The 22,175-nt window shown below is 59.4% G+C and carries 22 protein-coding genes; 12 read left to right on the top strand and 10 right to left on the bottom strand.

Features of this window, described 5'->3' with window-relative positions; translation table 11 throughout:
- Nucleotides 1-273: 273 nt before the first annotated feature.
- Nucleotides 274-753 (top strand): DUF2938 domain-containing protein, encoded by a 480-nt coding sequence (locus tag CFB10_RS13715; RefSeq protein WP_026363855.1) that lies wholly within the window; start codon nucleotides 274-276, stop codon nucleotides 751-753.
- A gap of 40 nt (nucleotides 754-793) precedes the next feature.
- Here CFB10_RS13715 and CFB10_RS13710 read toward each other — a convergent pair whose 3' ends face one another.
- Both CFB10_RS13710 and CFB10_RS13705 read right to left on the bottom strand, forming a co-directional pair.
- On the bottom strand, nucleotides 794-1,726 hold the full coding sequence (locus CFB10_RS13710; RefSeq protein WP_020011315.1) for a neutral zinc metallopeptidase: 933 nt from the start codon (nucleotides 1,724-1,726) through the stop codon (nucleotides 794-796).
- 98 nt (nucleotides 1,727-1,824) lie between these two features.
- Complete coding sequence (locus CFB10_RS13705) at nucleotides 1,825-2,313, bottom strand: DUF2306 domain-containing protein (RefSeq protein WP_020011316.1); 489 nt, start codon at nucleotides 2,311-2,313, stop codon at nucleotides 1,825-1,827.
- A 92-nt stretch (nucleotides 2,314-2,405) separates the two neighbouring features.
- On the opposite strand from CFB10_RS13705, the gene CFB10_RS13700 reads away from it, so the two are divergent.
- From CFB10_RS13700 to CFB10_RS13690, 3 genes are all read left to right on the top strand, one after another.
- On the top strand, nucleotides 2,406-3,227 hold the full coding sequence (locus tag CFB10_RS13700; protein ID WP_026363856.1) for a LytTR family DNA-binding domain-containing protein: 822 nt from the start codon (nucleotides 2,406-2,408) through the stop codon (nucleotides 3,225-3,227).
- Nucleotides 3,228-3,385: 158 nt separating this feature from the next.
- Nucleotides 3,386-6,874 (top strand): carbamoyl-phosphate synthase large subunit, encoded by a 3,489-nt coding sequence (gene carB, locus CFB10_RS13695; protein WP_020011318.1) that lies wholly within the window; start codon nucleotides 3,386-3,388, stop codon nucleotides 6,872-6,874.
- 216 nt (nucleotides 6,875-7,090) lie between these two features.
- On the top strand, nucleotides 7,091-7,276 hold the full coding sequence (locus CFB10_RS13690) for a hypothetical protein (protein ID WP_020011319.1): 186 nt from the start codon (nucleotides 7,091-7,093) through the stop codon (nucleotides 7,274-7,276).
- A gap of 35 nt (nucleotides 7,277-7,311) precedes the next feature.
- On the opposite strand, the gene CFB10_RS13685 is transcribed toward CFB10_RS13690, so the two are convergent.
- The 3 genes from CFB10_RS13685 to CFB10_RS13675 form a co-directional block, all read right to left on the bottom strand.
- Nucleotides 7,312-8,451 carry a GGDEF domain-containing protein gene (locus CFB10_RS13685; RefSeq protein WP_026363857.1) on the bottom strand — a complete coding sequence of 380 codons (1,140 nt, stop codon included), beginning with the start codon at nucleotides 8,449-8,451 and terminating at the stop codon, nucleotides 7,312-7,314.
- Between the two features lie 151 nt (nucleotides 8,452-8,602).
- Nucleotides 8,603-10,051 (bottom strand): UdgX family uracil-DNA binding protein, encoded by a 1,449-nt coding sequence (locus CFB10_RS13680; RefSeq protein ID WP_020011321.1) that lies wholly within the window; start codon nucleotides 10,049-10,051, stop codon nucleotides 8,603-8,605.
- Nucleotides 10,051-11,283 (bottom strand): putative DNA modification/repair radical SAM protein, encoded by a 1,233-nt coding sequence (locus tag CFB10_RS13675; protein ID WP_026363858.1) that lies wholly within the window; start codon nucleotides 11,281-11,283, stop codon nucleotides 10,051-10,053. Before CFB10_RS13675 ends, CFB10_RS13680 begins: the two co-directional genes overlap by 1 nt.
- Nucleotides 11,284-11,504: 221 nt before the next feature.
- On the opposite strand from CFB10_RS13675, the gene greA reads away from it, so the two are divergent.
- Both greA and CFB10_RS13665 read left to right on the top strand, forming a co-directional pair.
- The gene (greA, locus tag CFB10_RS13670; protein ID WP_026363859.1) at nucleotides 11,505-11,981 is read left to right on the top strand and encodes a transcription elongation factor GreA; all 477 of its coding nucleotides are present in this window, start codon (nucleotides 11,505-11,507) and stop codon (nucleotides 11,979-11,981) included.
- Between the two features lie 87 nt (nucleotides 11,982-12,068).
- Nucleotides 12,069-13,124, top strand: coding sequence for a glycosyltransferase family 4 protein (locus CFB10_RS13665; protein WP_020011324.1), 1,056 nt, complete (start codon nucleotides 12,069-12,071; stop codon nucleotides 13,122-13,124).
- A 30-nt stretch (nucleotides 13,125-13,154) separates the two neighbouring features.
- Here the strand turns inward: CFB10_RS13665 and CFB10_RS13660 are convergent, their stop codons facing one another.
- The gene (locus CFB10_RS13660) at nucleotides 13,155-13,622 is read right to left on the bottom strand and encodes an Lrp/AsnC family transcriptional regulator (RefSeq protein WP_020011325.1); all 468 of its coding nucleotides are present in this window, start codon (nucleotides 13,620-13,622) and stop codon (nucleotides 13,155-13,157) included.
- A gap of 254 nt (nucleotides 13,623-13,876) precedes the next feature.
- On the opposite strand from CFB10_RS13660, the gene trxB reads away from it, so the two are divergent.
- Together trxB and CFB10_RS13650 are read left to right on the top strand one after the other, a co-directional pair.
- Nucleotides 13,877-14,851: a thioredoxin-disulfide reductase gene (gene trxB / locus CFB10_RS13655; RefSeq protein ID WP_020011326.1), complete on the top strand. Its 975-nt coding sequence runs from the start codon at nucleotides 13,877-13,879 to the stop codon at nucleotides 14,849-14,851.
- 24 nt (nucleotides 14,852-14,875) lie between these two features.
- Nucleotides 14,876-15,772, top strand: a complete 897-nt coding sequence (locus tag CFB10_RS13650; RefSeq protein WP_020011327.1) for a LysR family transcriptional regulator VtlR — start codon at nucleotides 14,876-14,878, stop codon at nucleotides 15,770-15,772.
- A 275-nt stretch (nucleotides 15,773-16,047) separates the two neighbouring features.
- On the opposite strand, the gene CFB10_RS23765 is transcribed toward CFB10_RS13650, so the two are convergent.
- Entirely contained in the window at nucleotides 16,048-16,350 is a 303-nt protein-coding gene (locus CFB10_RS23765) for a hypothetical protein (RefSeq protein ID WP_020011328.1), read from the bottom strand.
- Nucleotides 16,351-16,372: 22 nt separating this feature from the next.
- Here CFB10_RS23765 and CFB10_RS13645 point away from each other — a divergent pair, with 22 nt between their 5' ends.
- Together CFB10_RS13645 and CFB10_RS13640 are read left to right on the top strand one after the other, a co-directional pair.
- Nucleotides 16,373-16,663, top strand: coding sequence for a helix-turn-helix transcriptional regulator (locus tag CFB10_RS13645; RefSeq protein ID WP_026363860.1), 291 nt, complete (start codon nucleotides 16,373-16,375; stop codon nucleotides 16,661-16,663).
- Between the two features lie 123 nt (nucleotides 16,664-16,786).
- Nucleotides 16,787-17,899, top strand: a complete 1,113-nt coding sequence (locus CFB10_RS13640) for an alkene reductase (protein WP_020011330.1) — start codon at nucleotides 16,787-16,789, stop codon at nucleotides 17,897-17,899.
- A gap of 54 nt (nucleotides 17,900-17,953) precedes the next feature.
- Here CFB10_RS13640 and CFB10_RS13635 read toward each other — a convergent pair whose 3' ends face one another.
- Nucleotides 17,954-18,343 (bottom strand): DUF6220 domain-containing protein, encoded by a 390-nt coding sequence (locus tag CFB10_RS13635; protein WP_020011331.1) that lies wholly within the window; start codon nucleotides 18,341-18,343, stop codon nucleotides 17,954-17,956.
- Nucleotides 18,343-19,380, bottom strand: a complete 1,038-nt coding sequence (locus CFB10_RS13630; protein WP_026363861.1) for an NAD-dependent epimerase/dehydratase family protein — start codon at nucleotides 19,378-19,380, stop codon at nucleotides 18,343-18,345. The genes CFB10_RS13635 and CFB10_RS13630 overlap by 1 nt, the downstream gene beginning before the upstream one ends.
- An 89-nt stretch (nucleotides 19,381-19,469) precedes the next feature.
- Here CFB10_RS13630 and CFB10_RS13625 point away from each other — a divergent pair, with 89 nt between their 5' ends.
- On the top strand, nucleotides 19,470-20,414 hold the full coding sequence (locus CFB10_RS13625; protein ID WP_020011333.1) for a LysR family transcriptional regulator: 945 nt from the start codon (nucleotides 19,470-19,472) through the stop codon (nucleotides 20,412-20,414).
- Nucleotides 20,415-20,449: 35 nt separating this feature from the next.
- On the opposite strand, the gene CFB10_RS13620 is transcribed toward CFB10_RS13625, so the two are convergent.
- Nucleotides 20,450-20,716 carry a DUF2188 domain-containing protein gene (locus CFB10_RS13620; RefSeq protein WP_004430396.1) on the bottom strand — a complete coding sequence of 89 codons (267 nt, stop codon included), beginning with the start codon at nucleotides 20,714-20,716 and terminating at the stop codon, nucleotides 20,450-20,452.
- A gap of 194 nt (nucleotides 20,717-20,910) precedes the next feature.
- Between CFB10_RS13620 and CFB10_RS13610 the strand changes: the two genes are divergently transcribed.
- The gene (locus CFB10_RS13610) at nucleotides 20,911-22,017 is read left to right on the top strand and encodes a calcium:proton antiporter (protein WP_020011334.1); all 1,107 of its coding nucleotides are present in this window, start codon (nucleotides 20,911-20,913) and stop codon (nucleotides 22,015-22,017) included.
- Nucleotides 22,018-22,175: the final 158 nt, after the last annotated feature.

The following is a 22,175-nucleotide window of genomic DNA, read 5'->3' as shown; positions in this document are numbered from 1 at the left end:
ACCGGGGCGCTATCGTAACCAGATCGCTGCCAACCCTTACCCGCTCTCGACGTCATCCTCGGGCTTGTCCCGAGGATCCACCACGTCTCGTTTAAAAGCTACGTCGCAGATGCTCGGGACAAGCCCGAGCATGACGGAGGCGAGGTCTTGCACCTTTCTCACCCTAATGGCCGGAGCGATCCGGCCATTTTTTTGTTCACCCTCATAATAGTCGGTTCCCGCCATTCACATGATCCGCTAGAGCTTGATCAATCATGATATTTGGAGGAATTCATGCTGGAACTGATTTGGCGCGGCATTGCCATGGGCATTGGCGGCACCCTGTTTATGGATATATGGGCAATCATACTGCACCGGTTTTTCGGCCAGTCCGCGCCGAACTGGGCGCCGGTCGGCCGCTGGTTCTGGCATGTGCCGAAGGGCCGGATATTTCACGACAGCATCGCCACGGCTGAACCCTATGAGCACGAACTGGCGCTCGGCTGGATTTCGCACTACGCCGTCGGCATCCTTTACGGCATCGTTCTTGCGCTGGTCGTCCCGGCCGCATGGTTTGCCAATCCGTCCTTCATTGAGCCGTGGATCGTCGGCATCGTCACGGTGGGTGCGGGCTGGTTCCTGCTGCAGCCGGGGCTGGGCATCGGCTGGGCGGCATCGAAGACGCCGAACCCCACAAAGGTCCGCATCCTCAACCTTGTGGCCCACACGGTTTTCGCCCTTGGCATGTATGCCGTAGCGCTGTTGATGCGTTGAATAAAAAGGGGGCTGAAAGCCCCCTTTTCCGTCTGATATCTCAGATATTCGCCGAGAAAGTATCACAATCCTCTACACGGCCGCTCTGGAAGCCGCGCTTGAACCATTCCATGCGCTGCGCCGAGGTGCCGTGGTTGAAGCTGTCAGGCACCACATATCCTTGAGTCTGCTTCTGCAGCGTATCATCGCCGATCTGATGGGCCGCGTTCAGCGCTTCCTCGAGGTCGCCAGTCTCAAGAATACCCTTCTGTTCGGTAAACTTGCCCCAGATGCCGGCATAACAATCCGCCTGGAGCTCGACACGCACGGACATCTTGTTCGCGTCCACCTGGCTCATGGACTGGCGGCGGCGGTTAAACTCCGGCAGAACCCCGGTCAGGTTCTGGATGTGGTGGCCGACCTCATGCGCAATCACGTAAGCCTGCGCGAAATCACCGGCCGCACCGAAACGCTTGTCAAGTTCCTGGAAGAAACTGGTGTCGAGATAAACCTTACGGTCACCCGGGCAATAGAACGGGCCGCTGGCGGCGGACGCGTAACCACAGGCGGAAGACACCTGACCGGAAAACAGCACCAGCGTCGGTTTCTGATAGGTCTCCCCGGCGGACTGGAAGATGCCGCTCCAGGTATCTTCCGTCTCAGCCAGCACGGTGCGCACGAAAGCCGTCGTCTCGTCCGACGATTCGCCCTGCGGGCGTGTGCCGGATTGCTGGGTGCCGGATTGTTGCGTCGTGCCGCCGCCATCCATCGAGATGTCGCCGCCCGTAAGCAGCGTCAGCGGGTTGATGCCAAGCACCCAGCTGATCAGCAGGATGACTACAATGCCGCCAATACCGATGCCGCCACCGCGACGCCCGATCGGCACGCGCATTCCGCCACGGGAAAAAGGATCGCTACCGCCCGGCCCCGATCCCGCCGACATGCCACGCCGATCCTCGATATTGTCCGACTGGCGGCGCCCTCTCCATTCCATGCTATTCTCCCGGCGGATACCGCCTTAACAAGCTGCCATATAACGGCACTATAATACATCTTGTTCCGGAAGAAAGCAGAGGCAGTGAGCGGAGTCTCTCAAGCGGTTCTGCGTCTTTGTCTCAGGACGGTCAGAAACAGGAAGACGAAAACGAGAGCGCCAGCGGAAAGGGCCGCAAAACCGGCTTTGCCATCACCAAAAGCAACCTCATGCATGAGACGACCGGGAACGAAGGTGAAGCCTCCGGCAACAACGATGCCGCCGATATAAACGCCCTGCATGATGCGCATATGGCGTCTGATATCGCCGCGCCGGGCGAAATAGACCGATTGCAGACAGCCATATATCGTGAAGGCGGAGAGAAGATGGATCGGGCTGAAACCGTAAAACACCCTCAATTCATGGATGAAGAACGTCGAAACGGACGTCGTGACCATCAGCATGACCCAGATCTTGCCGAGCAGCCGGTGGATGGCTGTGCCCTTGGGGCGCAGGAAGATGAAGGCGCCGAGAATGGCGGCGGGCACGACGGTGGCGACATGGAATTGCACGGCGATCGGTGCATCTAATAAAGGCTGGAATGACATGGGTGCTGTTTCGGCTCGGTTGAAATCACCGGCAATTTCAGCAAAACATGCGCCCAAGAAAAACGGATTGACGCCAACCGCAGGAAAACTTCGTGGATCACCCGTATCTGCAATCCACGCTTCGTGAAATGCACGCCGTCCTGCAATCGCGCAGACTGTGGCTGACATTTCTCGCCGTGCTGGCGATCTTCATCGTGACCGGGCCTTTCGGCACAAGCGAAAACATGAGTTTCGCCGACCGGCTGCTTTACTGGACAATCATTCAGGCCGGCGCCTGGACATTCGCGATATCCTTTTCCATCATCGCCAACAGCATCCTCGCCGGCCGCATCGGAAACATGCTGGCGCGCATGATGATCGGTTCGCTGACGGCGGCCCTGCCGATCGGGCTCCTGCTTACCATCACGAACCGGGTCTTTTCAGGCAAGGAAATGGGTTTCGGACCCTTTCTGCAAAGCAGCCTGTCGTCCCTACCTCTCTGCGCCATCTTCTGCCTGCTGAGCTATCTCACCGCCTGCCAGTCACTCGAAGCGGCGGCCGATGCCGTTACGGACACAGACGTTGATACCAAACGCGAGGCAAAAGGCGTTGCACCGCTGCTGGAGCGGCTGCCGCCGCAAAAGCGCGGAGAATTGCTGCGGCTGTCAGTGCAGGACCATTATACTGAAATCGTCACCACCCGCGGGCGTCAGCTCGTTCTGTTGCGTTTTGCCGATGCGCTGAAAGAGATTGGCGAGACGCAGGGCTTGCAGGTGCACCGCTCCCACTGGATTGCCGATACGGATGTCATCGCGCTGCGTAAACAGGCGGGTCGTCTGCTTCTCATGACAAGGGACGGTTCGGAGATCCCCGTCAGCCGTTCTTATAATGCAGCGGTGCAGGCCCGTTTTACGGCCCTTGCCCCTGCCCGTTAAGAGTTTCTGTCGATTCCGGAATTTATGGGGTTCCGTTCTCAAAAACATTTGCCTATAAGCCGCTTCTAGCCTGAAAACATTTGAATTGCGCTCCCCGGCCGGTGATCTTTCACCCTGGCTGGTGTTTTGCGCAACCAAAAAGCGGAACGAGAGAGCCCATGCCGAAGCGCCAAGATATCAAGTCCATCCTCATCATCGGCGCGGGACCGATTGTCATCGGCCAGGCATGTGAATTCGATTATTCCGGCACGCAGGCCTGCAAGGCGCTGAAGGAAGAAGGTTACCGGGTCATTCTGGTCAACTCCAACCCGGCCACCATCATGACCGACCCCGGCCTTGCGGACGCCACTTACGTTGAGCCGATCACGCCTGAAGTTGTCGCCAAGATCATCGCCAAGGAGCGCCCGGACGCGCTTCTGCCGACCATGGGCGGCCAGACCGCGCTCAACACCGCGCTTTCTCTCAAGCGCATGGGCGTTCTCGACCGTTACAACGTGGAAATGATCGGCGCCAAGCCCGAAGCCATCGACATGGCCGAAGACCGCGCCCTCTTCCGCGAGGCGATGGCCCGCATCGGCCTCGAAACGCCGAAGTCCATGCTCGCCAATGCGACCGAGATCAAGGACGCCGACCGCAAGAAACACGAAGCCGCCCGCACTGAGCTGAAGGGCAAGCTTTCCGGCTCCGACCTCGACAAGGCGCTGGACGACCTCGAAAACCAGTGGAACCTCGGCGAAACAGACCGCAAGCAGCGTTACATGGCGCACGCCATGGCAATCGCCGCCCAGGCCATCGACCATGTCGGCCTGCCCGCCATCATTCGCCCGTCCTTCACGCTCGGCGGCACCGGCGGCGGCATTGCCTATAACCGCTCGGAATTCTTCGACATCGTCTCCGGCGGCCTCGACGCTTCGCCGACGACAGAAGTGCTGGTCGAAGAATCGGTTCTCGGCTGGAAGGAATATGAGATGGAAGTGGTCCGCGACACCGCGGACAATTGCATCATCATCTGCTCCATCGAAAACATCGATCCGATGGGCGTTCACACCGGCGACTCGATCACGGTTGCGCCAGCGCTGACGCTGACGGACAAGGAATACCAAATCATGCGCAACGCCTCGATCGCGGTGCTGCGCGAGATCGGCGTTGAGACCGGCGGCTCGAACGTGCAGTTCGCCGTCAATCCGAAGGACGGCCGCCTCGTCGTCATCGAAATGAACCCGCGCGTCTCGCGCTCTTCGGCTCTCGCTTCCAAGGCGACCGGCTTCCCGATCGCCAAGATCGCCGCCAAGCTCGCCATCGGTTATACGCTGGACGAGTTGGAAAACGACATCACCGGCGGCGCGACGCCTGCCTCGTTCGAACCGTCGATCGACTACGTCGTCACCAAGATCCCGCGTTTCGCCTTCGAGAAATTCCCCGGCGCCTCGCCGATCCTCACCACCGCCATGAAGTCGGTCGGTGAAGTCATGGCCATCGGCCGCACCTTCGCGGAATCGCTGCAGAAGGCGCTGCGCGGCATGGAAACCGGCCTCACCGGTCTCGATGAAATCGAAATCCCCGGCTTTGAAGAAGGCGAAGGCTCCAAGAACGCCATCCGCGCCGCCATCGGCACGCCGACGCCGGATCGCCTGCGCATGGTCGCCCAGGCGCTGCGCATGGGCATGACGGCGGAAGAAGTTCACGAAAACTCGAAGATCGACCCCTGGTTCATCGCCCAGTTCAAGGCCATCGTGGATATGGAAGCCCGTATCCGCGAGCAGGGCCTGCCGCAGGACGCCGAGAACCTGCGCATGCTCAAAGCCATGGGCTTTTCCGATGCGCGCCTTGCAATTCTGACGGGCAAGCGCCCGAAGGAAGTGGCCGAGCTGCGCAACAGCCTCAATGTTCGCCCGGTCTTCAAGCGCATCGACACCTGCGCGGCAGAATTCGCCTCACCCACCGCCTACATGTATTCGACCTATGAAATCCCCTTCGTCGGCGCCGCCCGCTCTGAAGCGCAGGTTTCCGACCGCAAGAAGGTCGTCATCCTCGGCGGCGGTCCGAACCGTATCGGCCAGGGCATCGAGTTCGACTATTGCTGCTGCCATGCCGCCTTCGCGCTGAAGGATGCAGGCTTCGAAGCGATCATGATCAACTGCAACCCGGAAACGGTTTCGACCGACTACGACACCTCCGACCGCCTCTATTTCGAACCGCTGACGGCCGAAGACGTGATCGAGATCATGCGCGCCGAGCAGGAAAAGGGCGAACTGGTCGGCGTCATCGTGCAGTTCGGCGGCCAGACGCCGCTGAAGCTGGCCGAAGCGCTGGAAAAGAACGGTATTCCGATCCTCGGCACCGCGCCTGACATGATCGACCTTGCCGAAGACCGCGACCGTTTCCAGAAGCTGCTGATGAAGCTCGACCTCGCCCAGCCGAACAACGGCATTGCCTATTCGGTTGAACAGGCGCGCCTCGTCGCTTCGGAAATCGGCTTCCCGCTGGTCGTGCGTCCATCCTATGTTCTGGGTGGCCGCGCCATGCAGATCATCCATTCGGAAGGCCAGCTCCAGACCTATCTGCTCGACACGGTTCCGGGCCTCGTGCCAGAGGACATCAAGCAGCGTTACCCGAACGACAAGACCGGCCAGATCAACACCCTGCTCGGCAAGAACCCGCTTCTGTTCGACAGCTACCTGACCAACGCCGTCGAAGTCGACGTCGATGCACTGTGCGACGGCGAAAACGTCTTCGTGTCGGGCATCATGGAGCACATCGAAGAAGCCGGTATCCACTCGGGCGACTCGGCCTGCTCGCTGCCTTCCCGTTCGCTGAGTAAGGAAATGCTCGACGAACTGGAGCGCCAGACCACGGCTCTTGCCAAGGCGCTCAATGTCGGCGGCCTGATGAACGTTCAGTACGCCATCAAGGACGGCACCATCTACGTTCTCGAGGTCAATCCGCGCGCTTCGCGTACCGTGCCTTTCGTCGCCAAGACCATCGGCGCGCCGATCGCCAAGATCGCCGCCCGCGTCATGGCCGGTGAAAAGCTCGATGCGGCGATTGCCGCCTATGGCCAAAAGCCCGATCCGCGCAACCTGAAGCACATCGCCGTCAAGGAAGCGGTCTTCCCCTTCGCCCGCTTCCCCGGCGTCGACATTCTGCTCGGACCGGAAATGCGCTCGACCGGCGAAGTCATCGGCCTCGACACGGATTTCGCGCTGGCCTTCGCCAAGAGCCAGCTTGGCGCCGGCGTCGACCTGCCGCGCTCCGGCACGGTCTTCGTTTCCGTGCGTGACGAGGACAAGGAAGGCGTTCTGCCGGCCATCCGCATTCTGGTGGAAAGCGGCTTCAAGGTGCTGGCAACCGGCGGCACCCAGCGTTTCCTCGCTGAACAGGGCATCAACGCCGAAAAGATCAACAAGGTGCAGGAAGGCCGTCCGCATATTGAGGACGCCATCCGTAACCGTCAGGTCCAGCTGGTCATCAACACCACCGACAGCAACAAGGCGATCTCCGACTCAAAGTCGCTGCGCCGCGCAACGCTGATGCAGAAGGTGCCCTACTACACCACGATGGCCGGTGCGGAAGCCGCAGCCCTCGCCATCAAGGCGCTGAAGGCCGGCAATCTGGAAGTGAAGCCGCTGCAGAGCTACTTCAACTAAGTTTCTGCGGGAAAAGTCCGCAAGATTGAAAACAAAACGCCGCGGATCGCCATGTCCGCGGCGTTTTGCATCGCGTAATCCCGCTGCAATCCGTTGCGGGTATCAAAAAGACATCATTCCCACGCGAGGCCCATGATGTCTTTTCCTACGCCTGAAAAATCCGCCCCCGCCAGCGGTCGCATGATTTCCCTGAACTTGAAGCTGCAGGGTTAAATCATGGCTGGACGTCCGCCAGGCCCGGAGCGCGTGGCTTTTCCGCTGCGGATCGAACCCGCAATCTTGAATGAAATCCGCCACACCGCGAGCGATGAACTGCGCAGCATCAATGCCCAGATCGAGATATTGTTGAAAGAGGCCCTACGGCATCGCGCCGCGATGGATGCGAGTGCGCCGAGCGGCTGAGCCGCAAGCTGCCAGCCGCAGAAACGAGGATGCTCCTAGGCCGCCAGCGCCTCGCGGACGCAGTTGCGCCCTTCGGTCTTTGCCCGGTAAAGCGCACGATCCGCCATTTCGGCGAGCGTCTGGAGATCGCAGCGCATGTCGCCGGTGGCTGCAACGCCGATGCTGATCGTCACGCCGACACGCAGACCGCCGCAGTCGACCTCGCTGACCGCAATCGCATCGCGAATGCGTTCGCCGATCATGCAGGCTTTGTGAACGCCGGCGCCCGGCAGGTAGATGATGAATTCCTCTCCACCGTAACGCGCCAGCACGTCCCCACCGCGAATGCTGCCGCCGATGCGCTTCGCCACTTCCTGCAGCACGCTATCGCCGATGGCGTGGCCGAAACGGTCATTGATCGACTTGAAGTGGTCGATATCCAGCAACATGGCCGCGTCAGTGGGATGAGGCGTCGCGGGCATGGTCTGGAAGAAGAAGCGTCGGTTCTTGACGCCGGTCAGGGGGTCCGTATTGGCAAGAACCAGCAATTTCCGTTCCGACCGCTCGGCAACCAGCATCATCACGAACAGGGCGATGGCAAAGTTCAGCATGATGATGAAGAAAAACGCATTGACCAAATTGAGGGCGGCATAAGCCGGGAAAAGCACGCTTTTCATCACCGCCAGCGAAATGAGACCGGAGACGCCGGTAATCGCACCCAGCGCCAGACGGGAAAGCAGCGGCTCCCTGCGCCATCCTTCAAGAAGCACCAATGCCCCGGCGAGATAGGCCAGCGACGCGCAGCCATTAAAGAGCGCCGCGCGAAGCGCATTATTGTCCGCCACCTGATACGCGACAACCATCGCCAGCACGGTGATAAAACACACAAAGAGTAGGATTCCCCGGTCGACGGCGCGTCCATCGCTCAACGTTTTCAGGCCGAGCCAGATCAGCGCATAGCCCACAATACCAAAAACGACACTGCCGAGTTGCCACAAGGCCGGCGACAATATTCCCCATTCTCCGTAACCGGCGAGCGTGGAGCCAATCGTCATCGTCGCGAAACCCGCCGCGAGAGGAACGGGCCCGCGCAAACCGCGATTGGTCATTTTCAGGTAGATAAAACTCAAAAGTCCAACGATATAGGAACACTTTTGCATCAGTATGACTGTCGTAAGGTCGAGTTCACCTAACATGATTTGTCCATACGGTATATAAATTCGGAGGACTTAATTATAATATTAAGTATAAAATTTCAATAAAAATAACATATAAATAATCAATAAATTACACTACTGTAAGTTAATATTCACATTCCGAAATAAGTCTCCAATCGAAAATAGAAATCTATTCGAACATTCTAATAAACTCCATATCCTTCGTGAATCTTGCCATCTCCGCCGCTTTTGCCTGCGTATCGACAAGGCGCAGGAGAAAAGACGGGTGCACGGTGACAAAAAGCGTCCGGCCCTCCTCCATTGGTAAAGAACGCCCCCGAATCTCCGTGACTTTTTCCTTGCCGCCGGTCAGCGCATAAAGCGCCGTTGCGCCCATGGCAACGATCAGTTTGGGCCGAACAAGCGCGATTTCCTGATTGAGCCACCAACGGCATTGCTCCACTTCGCCTGCATTTGGCCGCTGATGGATACGTCGTTTGCCACGCGTTTCATATTTGAAGTGCTTGACGGCATTGGTGACGTAAAGTTTTTTGCGTTCGATGCCGATTTGGGCGAGAGTCCGGTCAAAGAGCTGGCCGGCCGGGCCGACGAAAGGTTTGCCGGCGAGATCCTCCTGATCGCCCGGCTGCTCGCCAACGATCATGATGTTCGCATCCTCCGGGCCAGAGCCGAAAACAGTCTGCGTGGCGTTGCAATGCAGGGGGCAGCGGGTGCAATGGCCCGCCTCCCGCGCCAGCGACGCGAGCGTGCCATCCGGCGCCGGCCGCGGTGTCTCCCGTGCAGCGGCCGCAGCCTGCAGACGGTGGTGAAACGGCTGCGGCTGGCTTGCCGCCTTGGCGGCCATCTCCAGCACCCGCGCCTCCGCCCCGAGAACCAGACCGGGAATAAGATCGGCTTCCGGCAGGTTCTTCCAGTATTTCTTCGGCATCTCCGCGGTCATGGCTTTGATCTTCAGGCGGGCCGGATTGAATATATTGGCATAATAGGTCCGCCAGAGTTCATCCGTCTCGTCCGTCAGGTCGGGTTTCGCCGCCGCCTCCCGCGAGGTCCGTAGCGCGTTTCCATCCCACTGTGCAGAACCCTTCGGCGTGGCGATCAGCCAGTCCATGTCGGTAAACCGCCGCTGGAAAAAGGCTGCCGTCCGCTCGACGATGAAATGATCAGGCTCGAACCAGGCAATGAACCGCCGCCGCCCGCCCTGCCCCTGTGGTAAGGGCACTTCCTTGAAGCGAACAAAAGCCGTCATCTTGTGACAATCGCGGCGGACGGATTTCTCAAGCAGCCGAACCTCTGAAACATCCGGATCGGACTTGAACTGTAACAGCGCGCGATCCTGCCTCAGCCGCCACAACAGCCGGTAAAGCAGTGCAAAACGGCCTGGATCATTGTGACAGATGACGGCCTGCGCCAGCGCGACGAATGAGGCTGGAACGGAAACCTGCGCAGACCCGGAGCCGACCGCCGGCAAGGGCTGGCCGGCAAATTCCAGCAACCCTGCCCCGTCATCCCGCAGCCGCCAGTCAATCATCTCGGGTCGAATATCGGCGGTAAGGGCCGCGCGGGCGGCGTCGCGCCACTCGCCGAAATCACCCCGCCCTTCCAGAACCGGGCCATACATCACAAGAGCGACAATTGTTCGGGCTGCGGCGCAAACATCGCCCGCAGATCCGGCCGCTCGGTCAGCTTGCCCGGCGTCCAGCCCTCTGCGACGATGAAGGCCTTCACCTTTTTCAGGGAAACACCGAAGCGGGCAATATCTTCAAGCCGCAGCCGCCGGAATCGCCGCGAGGACAGGATGGAAGCAACCGTCTTCGTGCCGAAACCGGGCACGCGCAGCAGCATTTCCCGATCCCCAACATTGACGTCCACAGGGAAACGTTCGCGATGTTTGAGCGCCCAGGCGAGTTTCGGGTCGATATCGAGGTCGAGCATGCCGTCGCCGCCGATCGCCGTTATCTCACCGATGTCGAAGCCATAAAAGCGATAAAGCCAGTCGGCTTGATAAAGCCGGTGTTCCCGCATGAGCGGCGGCTTGATGAGCGGCAGGTTCTTCGACGAATCCGGAATGGGGCTGAAGGCCGAATAATAAACGCGCCGCAAACCGTAGCTGCCATAAAGCCGGGCGCTGGTGGAGAGAATGGTGCTATCGTCTGCGCCATCGGCCCCCACGATCATCTGCGTGCTCTGACCGGCCGGCGCAAAGCGCCTGGTCTTGCGTGTGCGAACGGTCGGCTCCCCCGCCTCCTCGATCTTCAGGCGGATATCGGCCATGGAGCGGCGAATATTGGCGGGCTGCTTTTCCGGCGCGAAACGGCCAATGCCGCTGTCAGTGGGCAACTCGATGTTGATCGAAAGGCGATCCGCATAAAGCCCCGCTTCCTCGATGAGCCTGGGCGATGCTTCGGGAATCGATTTCAGGTGGATATAGCCGCGAAAACCATGGGTAACGCGCAGTTCGCGCGCCACGCGCACCATCTCCTCCATCGTGTGATCGGAGGAGCGGATAATGCCGGAGGACAGGAACAGCCCCTCGATATAGTTGCGCCGATAAAACTCCAGCGTCAGCCACACCACTTCTTCTGGTGTAAACCGCGCCCTCTCGACATTGCTGGAAGAGCGGTTGATGCAATAGGCGCAATCATAGATGCAGAAATTGGTCAGCAGAATTTTCAAAAGCGAAATGCAGCGCCCATCCGGAGCATAGGCGTGACAGATGCCCGAGCCTTCCGTGGAACCCAGACCGCCTGACACTGCGGAGTTGCGTTTTGTCGTGCCGCTCGATGCGCAGGAGGCATCGTATTTCGCCGCGTCGGAGAGAATGGCCAGCCGTTGCCTGATCGACTTCTTCATGATCATGTTCACTATATGTTCCATTGAGAAATGTCAATATTGGCAGTCAAGCCTTTGATTGAATGAGGAAATACTCACACCTCAAATTTGCTGGCATTTCGCTGTCGTCTTCTGATATAGTCGGCTCAGTTATGATTTTGGCATGGTTCCGGAGTTCCTCTCCGGAACCTGTTTCTTTTTGTGTCTGCACGTAAAGCGACCGGAATGCGAAGGATAAAAAAATGGTAGAAAAAGTACCGATGACTCAGGGTGGATTCGTCAAGCTGCAGGAGGAGCTGCGCTTTCGCCAGCAGGAGGAACGTCCCCGTATCATCGAGGCGATTGCGGAGGCGCGCGCCCATGGCGACCTTTCGGAAAACGCCGAGTACCATGCTGCCAAGGAAGCCCAGAGCCACAATGAAGGCCGCATCACTGAACTCGAAGACCTGACCGCACGCGCGGAAGTCATCGATCTCTCCAAGATGTCGGGCTCGAAGATCAAGTTCGGCGCCACCGTGAAACTGGTGGACGAAGACAGCGACGAGGAAAAGACCTACCAGATCGTCGGCGATCAGGAGGCCGATGTGAAGGCTGGCCGCATCTCCATCTCCTCGCCCATCGCCCGTGCCCTCATTGGCAAGGAAGTCGGCGACAGCATCGAAGTCAATGCACCTGGCGGCGCCAAGGGTTACGAGATTCTCGCGGTTCAGTGGGGCTGATTGCCCGACGTGCAATGCGCCCCATGCGGGCGCGTTGCTTTTTGACGTATTAAATTCCCAAACCAGCCGCAGAGACGGAAGCCCATCTTGTCCCACGTCAGTCTGAAAGATGTGCAGGTGCTTGCGCCAAATTTCAAGCGCAGGCTCTCGGGCGTTACCTCCACCATCGTTCAGCTGATACCGGTGCAGAACCGGCTGGGACAGAAGGTGGCCACCATCGGCCCCGGCCTGCCGCCGCATCTGCCGCATGTGCGCTTCCGCGATCTGTGGCGGCTCTGGCAAAACGGCCCGCAGGGTGGCCCGCGCATCTGGCATGCCCGCCGCAACCTCGAAATGTTGCCGGGTCTTCTGATGCGCGATGTGCTGCGCATGAAGGTGAAGCTGCTCTTTACCTCCGCGGCACAGAGGCGGCATTCCGCCTATACCCGTTTTCTGATTTCGAAGATGGATGCCGTGGTTGCGACCAACGCCCGCTCCGGCTCGTTTCTGGAAGTGCCCCATCGCGTCGTCATGCATGGCGTCGATACCGACCTGTTCCACCCGGCAACCGGCCCGGGAGATACGATCGCGGCAACCGGCCTGCCGGGCCACTATCTGATCGGCTGTTTCGGGCGGGTGCGCCACCAGAAGGGCACCGATCTCTTCGTGCGCGCCATGATCGAGCTTCTACCCGCCTATCCGGAATGGACAGCCGTGGTGTCCGGCCGCGTCACGGCGGAACACAAGGCCTTCGGTGATGCGCTCAAGGCCGATGTCGCCGCAGCCGGCCTTTCCGACCGCATCGTATTTCAGGGCGAAGTTGATGACATCAAGCCCTGGTACCGGCGGCTGACGCTCTATGTCGCCCCATCCCGCAATGAAGGCTTTGGCCTGACACCGCTCGAAGCCATGGCCTCCGGGACGGCCGTTGTCGCCAGCAATGCCGGCGCTTACGAAGAGATGATCGTCACCGGCGAGACCGGGGCGGTTGTTGACGCGGGTGACTATGCCTCACTGAGAGATGCGATAAAGACCTATCTCGCCGATCCTGCTCTGGCAAAAGCCCACGCAAGTGCCGGACTTGCGCATGTGCGCAGCACTTTTCCGCTGGAAAAAGAAGCGACAAGTCTCGGCGAAGTCTATGAGGCGTTGCGGCGGGGGTAATGCCCCCGAAGTCGACGAAAAGCCGGCCGATCAGATTTCCACCAGACCGACGCGCTTGACCTGACGGATGGTGAGCATGGTGCGCACCGTATCGACATTTTCATCCGCCGTCAGAACCTCGATGACGAAATCCTGAAATTCCGTCAGGTTCCTGGCGACGCAATGCAGCAGGAAGTCGCTTTCGCCAGACACCATCCAGGCCTGCCGCACCAGCGACCAGCCGGCGGTTGCCGCCGCAAAAGCCTTCAGATTGCTGTCCGACTGGCGCTTGAGACCGATCATGCAGAAGGCGACGAGGTCGAAACCGAGCTTCGGCGCGTTCAACATGGCGTGATAACCCTCGATCACGCCCGCCTCCTCCAGCTTGCGGACCCGCCTGAGGCAGGGCGGCGCGGAAATACCGACCCTTTCGGCCAGTTCCACATTGGTCATACGCCCGTCGCGCTGCAATTCGCGCAGGATTTTCAGATCGATGGCATCGAGTTCGACGCTGGTCACGGAGGAGTACCTCGTTAAGCTGTAGAACTTCCTTGTACTATTCGGCGCGGGATTCGCAACATTATGCCACCGCCCGGTCACAAAATTGCGCGCGCATCCACAACTGCCTTGTTGGTAACGCAAGGCTGCCCTTGAATAAAGACACTAGACAACCTTAAATACCGGGCAATGAAGGGGTTGTGGCCTGTCCGCCGTGCTGCGGCTGGAAGGTCTTGCTGCTCAAAGGCCCCGCTACCGTAAAAAGGAACGTTTCCATGTCTGCCCGCCATACCAAGGTATTGATCATTGGCTCTGGTCCCGCTGGTTATACAGCGGCGATCTACGCGGCCCGCGCAATGCTGAAACCCGTGCTGATTGCCGGCATGGAACAGGGCGGCCAGCTGATGATCACCACCGATGTCGAGAACTATCCGGGCTTTGCTGATCCGATCCAGGGCCCCTGGCTGATGGATCAGATGCTGAAGCAGGCGACCCATGTGGGTGCTGAAATCGTCAGCGACCTCGTCACCGAAGTTGAAACCAATGTACGGCCTTTCGTGGTCAAGACCGATTCCGGTCAGGTCTGGACCGCCGACACGCTGATCATCGCCACCGGCGCCAAGGCCAAGTGGCTCGGCATCGAAACCGAACAGCAATTTCAGGGCTTCGGCGTTTCCGCCTGCGCCACCTGCGATGGCTTCTTCTACCGCAACAAGGATGTGATCGTGGTCGGCGGCGGCAACTCCGCCGTGGAGGAAGCGCTGTACCTCGCCCATATCGCCAAGACCGTTACCGTCGTGCACCGCCGCGACAGCTTCCGCTCGGAAAAAATCCTTCAGGAACGGCTGTTCGCGAAGGAAAACGTCAAGATCCTGTGGAACACGGAAATCGCCGAAATCACCGGCGCTCCCGCCAAGCCGCCAATGCCGCCCTCCGTCTCTGGCGTAAGGTTGCGCGACACCAAGACCGGCGCGATCAGCGACACGCCGATCGACGGCGTCTTCGTCGCCATTGGCCACGCGCCCGCAGTCGAACTGTTCAAGGGCAAGGTGAAGCTCAAGGACAATGGTTACATGTGGACGGCTCCCGATTCCACAGCCACCGATGTTGAGGGCATTTTCGCTGCCGGCGACGTCACCGACGACATCTACCGTCAGGCTATCACCGCCGCCGGCATGGGCTGCATGGCGGCGCTGGAAGCGGAACGTTATCTCACCGCGCAACAACCGCTCGCGGTAGCAGCGGAATAACCGAAAGGCAGGATAGGCATGGCAATGCCATTGGACTGGGATAAACTGCGCATTTTTCATGCCGCAGCCGAAGCGGGGTCTTTCACCCATGCTGCCGACAAGCTGCATTTGTCCCAGTCGGCCATCAGCCGTCAGGTCAGCGCGCTGGAACAGGATGTCGGCGTCAAGCTGTTCCATCGCCACGCCCGAGGCCTGATCCTCACCGAACAGGGCGAGCTGCTGTATCGCACCGCCCATGACGTGCTGCTGAAGCTCGAAACCGTCAAGATGCAACTGACGGAGACGACGGAGAAGCCGAGCGGCAAATTGCGCGTGACGACGACCGTTGGTCTCGGCCAGGGCTGGCTGACGGACAAGGTGCAGGAATTCCTGCAGCTCTACCCGGAAATGTCGATCCAGCTCATCCTCGACAATGAGGAGCTGGACGTGAACATGCGCCACGCCGATTGCGCCATCCGCCTGCGCCAGCCGCAGCAGTCGGACCTCATCCAGCGCAAGCTATTCACGGTGCATATGCACGTCTATGCCGCACCGTCCTACATCAACCGTCACGGAGAGCCGCAGTCGATCGAGGATCTCGACAACCACCGCATCATCTCTTTCGGCGAGCCGGCGCCCAACTATCTCCTTGATGTCAACTGGCTGGAAAATGCCGGACGGTCTTCCGACAACACGCGCACGCCGCATCTGCAGATCAACAGCCAGACATCGATCAAGCGCGCCTGCCTGTTGGGAATCGGCATCGCCTGTTTGCCTGACTATATCGTCGGGCGCGATCCCGGCCTCATCCAGCTGTCGCTCGCCGCAGATATTCCGTCATTCGATACCTACTTCTGTTATCCTGACGAGATGAAAAACGCTGCAAAGCTGAAAGCCTTCCGCGACTTCATCGTCGCCAAGGCGCGAAACTGGAACTTCTGACGTTAAAATAGCCGATACTTGTCTATCGTGCTTTAATTTCAACAGCTTACGCAAAGCGTTGCGTGAGCGGAACGCTGGCGCTCTCCGGCAGCATTGCACATAAAATATACCGGAAATATCGAGGGCTGCGTGGTGCGCATGCCTGACCTGCACAAAAAAGAGTTGTTTCGTGCACAAAAAAGCACCATATCGCTCTCAGCTGATGCACACGGTGGCTTTTCCTCCCAGTTCCACCGCATCAGCTGTTCCCCTCTGGAGGTTTTTGACCTTCACACTTAAAGGGCCCTGGATCCATCCGGCGGCCCTCTTTTTTTACCCGCAAGAATTTTCTCCAAATTGGCGAAATATCGCATGATGCAACCTTGTTTTGCATTATTGCCGCTCCCATATTTTAGTTGGCTGTCACGCTCGCCCAAGGCACGCGACAGCTGTTCCCCTCTGGAGGTTTTGACCTTCAAACTTGTCAGGCCGCGGAGACATCCTGCGGCCTTCTTTTTTGGAACCGCCTGCCCGCTCCCCACGGTCCTCACAGAGACGTTACTTGTATATCGAAAATGATCGATATAAATATCGCTCATGTCAGATATTAAAGAAACCCAGATGAACCCGGAGGAAATCCTCAAGGCCCTTTCGCACCCCGCAAGGCTGAAATTTCTGGAATGGCTGAAGCGGCCGGAAAGTCACTTCTGTCAGGAGCATCCGCTTAGCATGGGCGTGTGCGCCAACCAGTTTCAGATCAGCGGCCTGTCGCAATCCACCGTCTCGTCGCATCTGGCGGTATTGCAGGCGGCTGGCCTCATCAGGTCGAAAAAGGTTGGGCAATGGGTGTTTTTTGAGCGCAACGAGGAAACCATCGACGCCTTCCGCAATTATCTGCACGCCAATCTCTGAGCCTCCCAAGCTTTGAGCCCCGGGGTGCCGGATGGGAACCGCAACGCAGGTTTCGATCCGGCGCCCGACCCAGATAGCGCGCCTGCCGCGCAATTTCGCCAACCGACCAGAAAGTGAAGTCGCATGACCAGTCTTTTCGAACCGGCACAGGCCGGCGATATCGCACTCGCCAACCGTATCGTCATGGCCCCCCTCACCCGCAACCGCTCGCCGGGCGCAATTCCCAACAATCTCAACGCCACCTATTACGAGCAGCGCGCCACGGCCGGGCTGATCGTCACCGAAGGCACGCCGATTTCCCAGCAGGGTCAGGGCTATGCGGATGTTCCGGGCCTCTACAAGCGGGAAGCGATTGCGGGCTGGAAACAGGTTACCGATGGCGTGCATTCAGCCGGAGGCAAGATCGTCGCGCAGATCTGGCATGTCGGCCGCATTTCCCACACCTCGTTGCAGCCGCATGGCGGCCAGCCGGTTGCTCCTTCCGCCATTCCCGCCAAGTCGAAGACCTATATCATCAATGATGACGGCACCGGCGCTTTTGCCGAAACCTCAGAGCCCCGCGCGCTCACCATCGACGATATCGGCCTCATCCTTGAGGATTACCCCAGCGGCGCACGCGCGGCTCTGGAGGCCGGTTTCGACGGCGTCGAAATCCATGCCGCCAATGGCTACCTGATCGAGCAGTTCCTGAAATCCAGCACCAACCAGCGCACGGATGAGTATGGCGGCTCGATCGAGAACCGCACCCGCTTCCTGCTGGAAGTCGTCGATGCGGTGGCGAAAGAGATCGGCGCGGGCCGCACCGGCATCCGCCTTTCCCCCGTTACCCCCGCCAACGATATTTTCGAAGCCGATCCGCAGCCGCTCTATAATTACGTGGTGGAACAGCTCGGCAAGCGCAATCTCGCCTTCATCCATGTCGTTGAAGGCGCAACCGGCGGCCCGCGCGATTTCAAGCAGGGCGACAAGCCTTTCGATTACGCCGCCTTCAAGGCCGCCTATCGCAATGCCGGCGGCAAGGGCCTGTGGATCGCCAATAATGGTTATAACCGCGAGAGCGCCATCGAAGCCGTCGAAAGCGGCAAGGTGGACGCCGTGGCCTTCGGCAAGGCCTTCATCGCCAATCCGGATCTGGTGCGCCGCCTGAAAAACGATGCGCCGCTCAATGAGCCAAACCAGCCGACCTTCTATGGCGGCGGAGCCGAGGGTTATACCGACTATCCGGCGCTCGCCTGATAAAGGATCAAGCAAATACGCCGCACTGCTCGAGAGCGGTGCGGCGTATTTCTTTCAGTGCAGGGCGCGCGCCTGCCGCGCGGCAAAATCGGAAAACGCGCCCATGACGAAGGCGTTGGGCACATGCAGCGCCTGCAGAAAGCCATTGCCCGTTTCCCGGCCGATGCTCATCAGCGCCACCTGAAGACAATAAAGACCAAGCAGGACCAGCGTGCGGGCAAGGTTAGGCCGCAGATCGTCGTACCGCAGAGCGAGGAACACCAGCGACAGGATCGGAACGGCGATCAGGACACCGAGCCCCTTATGCAGCGAAAGCAGCGATCCATCATAATAGATCGACAGCCCGGCCAGCAGCACCTGCGCGAAGATCAGGACCGGCACGCTTGCCGAAATCACGGCAAACAGGCGACGCCGAGCCGACACCCCATTCGCAGCCGTCGCCATCACACCCTGCCCCCGGCATCGGCCGGATGAGGAAGGCTCGCCGGGGCCTGCCTCTGCTCAAGGCAGCCGAGGCTCGCCAATGTCGCCGATACCGCGACATCGATCGGTGTTTTGGGTTCCGTTCCAAGGAAATCCGTCAGCTTGCGATTGCTCATCCGGATCGGCATCTGCCAGAGATATTGCATTTCAAGCACTTCGCGGAACAGGGGAACGAAAGGCGCGGCCAATTTGATCCCCGGCCAGAATAGCCGCCGCCGCTTGACCGGATGCCCCACAACCCGCTCGATCGCGTCAATCAGCTGCAGCCCGTCGAAATCCCAGAAACCTTCCATGTGATAGACGGCGAAAGCCGGAAGCTCACCGGCACGGTCAAGCAGCCGACCGATCGTCTCCGCCACATCAGGCAGATAGGCCCATTGATGCCCCGCATGAGGGGCGGCGGGATTCTGGACGCTGCGGACCGGCTTTCCCGGCCTTACCAGCATCTGCGAAAACCAGTTATTTCTCGCATCCGGCCCAAAGAAATCCCCCGCCCGGACAATCAGAACAGGCACACCACGCATCGACGCCATTTTCAGCCGCCGCTCCATTTCCACACGCAGCGTGCCCTTGCGGGTAAAGGGCTTTTGCGGGCTTTCTTCCGTCAGGAGGGGAAAGGCATCCGGGCCGAAATTATAGACGCTGCCCGGAAAGACGATCCTCGCCCCGCAGGCCTCGGCGGCGGCAATGGTATTGTCCAGCATCGGCAATACCTGCCTGTCCCAGTTGCGATATCCCGGAGGATTAACCGCATGGACTATCAGCCGCGCATCCTTTGCCGCGCCGAGAACATCCTGCCGGTTCATGGCGTCTCCGGTTACGAACTCGATATCACCAGTGGTCCGGGACGCCGTTTGCTGGCGTGTCATCGCCCTCACCCGCCATCCCCGTTGCTGCAGCATCCTGGAGACCTGACTGCCGACACCGCCATTCACCCCCAAAATCAGGGCCAGAGGCCGGTCATTCGCCGCTGTATCTGCATTGTTCTCATATACCATCGCCGTACTCCTTGTTATGGGCTGGAGTATCGTCCCGTTCTGCGATATACGAAATTATCGAAATGAGTGGAGCAGCTATACAAAATCTTATGACAAGAAGCCGTGACATCAGCTGGGATTTTTACCGCACCTTCCTCAGCGTGCTGAGTGACGGCTCGCTTTCCGCCGCCGCGCGCGAACTCGGCATCACGCAGCCGACGGCGGGACGCCACATCGGCGCTCTGGAAGAAGCCGTCGGTTTTCCGCTGTTCATCCGCTCGCCCCACGGGCTGATGCCGACGGAAGCAGCGCTTGCGCTCCGCCCCTATGCGGAAAATCTGGCGGCGACGACCGCAGCCCTCATGCGCGCGGCCTCCGGCGAGGTCGGCAAGATCGAAGGCACCGTGCGCATCAGCGCCTCTGACATCATCGGCGTGGAGATGCTGCCGCCGATCATCACGGCCATGCAGGAAATCCACCCCCGGCTTGAAATCGAGCTTTCACTGTCCGATACGCTGGAAGACCTTTTGCGGCGTGAGGCCGATATCGCCATTCGCATGACCGAACCACAGCAGGATGCGATCGTCATGCGTTACATCGGCAATTTCCGTCTGGGATTTCATGCGACGCGCGACTATCTGGCGAGAGCCGGCGCTCCGAAGAGCATGGAAGATCTCAACCATCACCGCATGGTCGGCTTCGACCGCAAGACGCCTTTCATCCGGGCGGCCATCCAGCGGATGCGCTCGCTCGATCCTGAAATACCCGATATTGAGGAAATTTCCTTCGAAATCCGCGCCGACAGCAACCTCGCCCAGCTTGCCATGATCCGCGCCAGCGCGGGCATCGGCGTCTGTCAGATCGGTCTGGCGCGCAAGGACCCTCGGCTTGTGCAGGTCCTTCCGAAAATCGACATCCCGCTCCACACCTGGGTGGCGATGCATGAAAATCTCAAGACTTCACCGCGATGCCGTGCCGTCTTCAGCGCCCTCGTCGAAGGCCTCAAGGGTCATCTCAAAGAAACCGATCCGGGTGCTCCGCCGAAACGGCGCTAGCGCCAATCCGGCATCGATACCGCAAAACTCGCTCATCAAAACGGTCTGGCCGGCTGTGACGTCTTGTCGACCACCTCGGCTTCCGGCCGATCGCCGCCCTGGCTATATTCCTCATGCCAGTGGCCGCTCTCATCCTGATAGCTGATTTCCTCGTCATCGCCCCCAACCTGCTGTTCGGCGGCAACGATGCGCGCGGCCTCGACCGCATCGGCATAGGTAGGAAATGTTTCGGAATAAGCGCCGTTCATGCGGTAGGCGAAGCCTCCGTCATGTTCGACGATTTCATACACCACTTTGGTCATGCATGGTCCTCCTGTCTCGGTAGGCGACATGGCAACCACAACCGCGTTTCAAGCATTGCACCCGATGGGACAGCGCGGCATGAGCAGCATGTCCTGCGACACCACTATCCTACCAAAAGCACTCAAGCGCAAATCCTGCTTGATCTCATGGACGATACGTCACAGCCTGGGACTGACACGGGGAAGGGAAATCGATGGCGGGTTCTATTCTGAAACAGGAGCGGATGCTGCTTCTCGCGATACCGGCGGCAATCATCGCCTATATGACCGAGCATGCCATATTCGAAGCCGGAAAAACGGCGGCGCTCATTGCCGCAATCGTGCTGATCGGACTGATCGTTCTCATCTCGATGCGGGTCGCCCACCACGCCGAAATCCTCGCCGCCAAGGTCGGCGATCCCTATGGAACGATGATCCTCACCCTCTCGGCGGTCGCCGTGGAAGTGCTGATCCTTGCCATCATCATGAGCGAATCCAGTTCACCCACCCTCGTGCGCGATACGATCTATTCCGCCGTCATGATCGACATCAACGGCATTCTGGGCCTGGCCGCCCTGCTCGGCGGCCTGCGCCACGGCGAACAGCCCTATAATGACGATTCCGGCAAGACCTATGGCGTGATGATCCTCACGGCCATGGGTATTTCGATGATCGTGCCGGAGTTCATTCCAGAGCAGAGCTGGCACGTTTATTCCGCCTTCACCATCGTCGCAATGATCGCGCTTTATGCGCTCTTCCTCAAAATGCAGGTTGGCCCGCACAGCTATTTCTTCAGCTACGCCTACCCTCGCAAGACGCATCCGGCCGGTCAGCCGTCAGACGGTCATGCGGAGGAGGAAGACGAAGGCAGCGTTCCGCTTTCTATCGGCCTCATCATCGCCGGCGTGGTGCTGATCGGCGTGCTGGCGGAATTCATGTCGACCTTCCTGAGCGAAAGCCTCGAAGGCACCAGCGCACCGCCCGCGCTGATGGCGGTCGTGGTGGCAACAATCTCGGCATCGCCGGAAATCCTCACCGCGCTCCGCTCCGCCCTGCGCAACCGCATGCAGGCCGTGGTCAATATCGCCATGGGCGCATCGCTCTCGACTGTCATCCTGACCGTTCCTGTGATGGAGGGCATCGCGCTTTATACCGGCCAGCCCTTCATCATGGCCATGACGCCGGTTCAGACCGTCATGGTCTTCATCACCCTCATCGCCGCCGCCATCAATCTCAATGACGGTGAAACCAACGCGATCGAGGGAATGACCCATTTCATCCTCTTCGCCACCTTCATCATGCTGCTGTTTCTCGGGCTTTAGCCGAAAGAAAAGCCCGGCAGGCTGCCGGGCTGAGGGTGATGACAACGCTGCCCTCCTACACGACGTCATCCTTGGGCTTGTCCCAAGGATCTAAGCACGTCCAAATAAATCTGGACGTTGCAGATGCTCGGGACAGGCCAGAGCATGACGGAGAGAGC

Source organism: Agrobacterium sp. 719_389 (genome assembly GCF_900188475.1).
Classification (GTDB): Bacteria; Pseudomonadota; Alphaproteobacteria; order Rhizobiales; family Rhizobiaceae; genus Agrobacterium; species Agrobacterium radiobacter.
The sequence above is the reverse complement of the archived record's forward strand: the minus strand, read 5'-3'. Positions and strand labels throughout refer to the sequence as shown.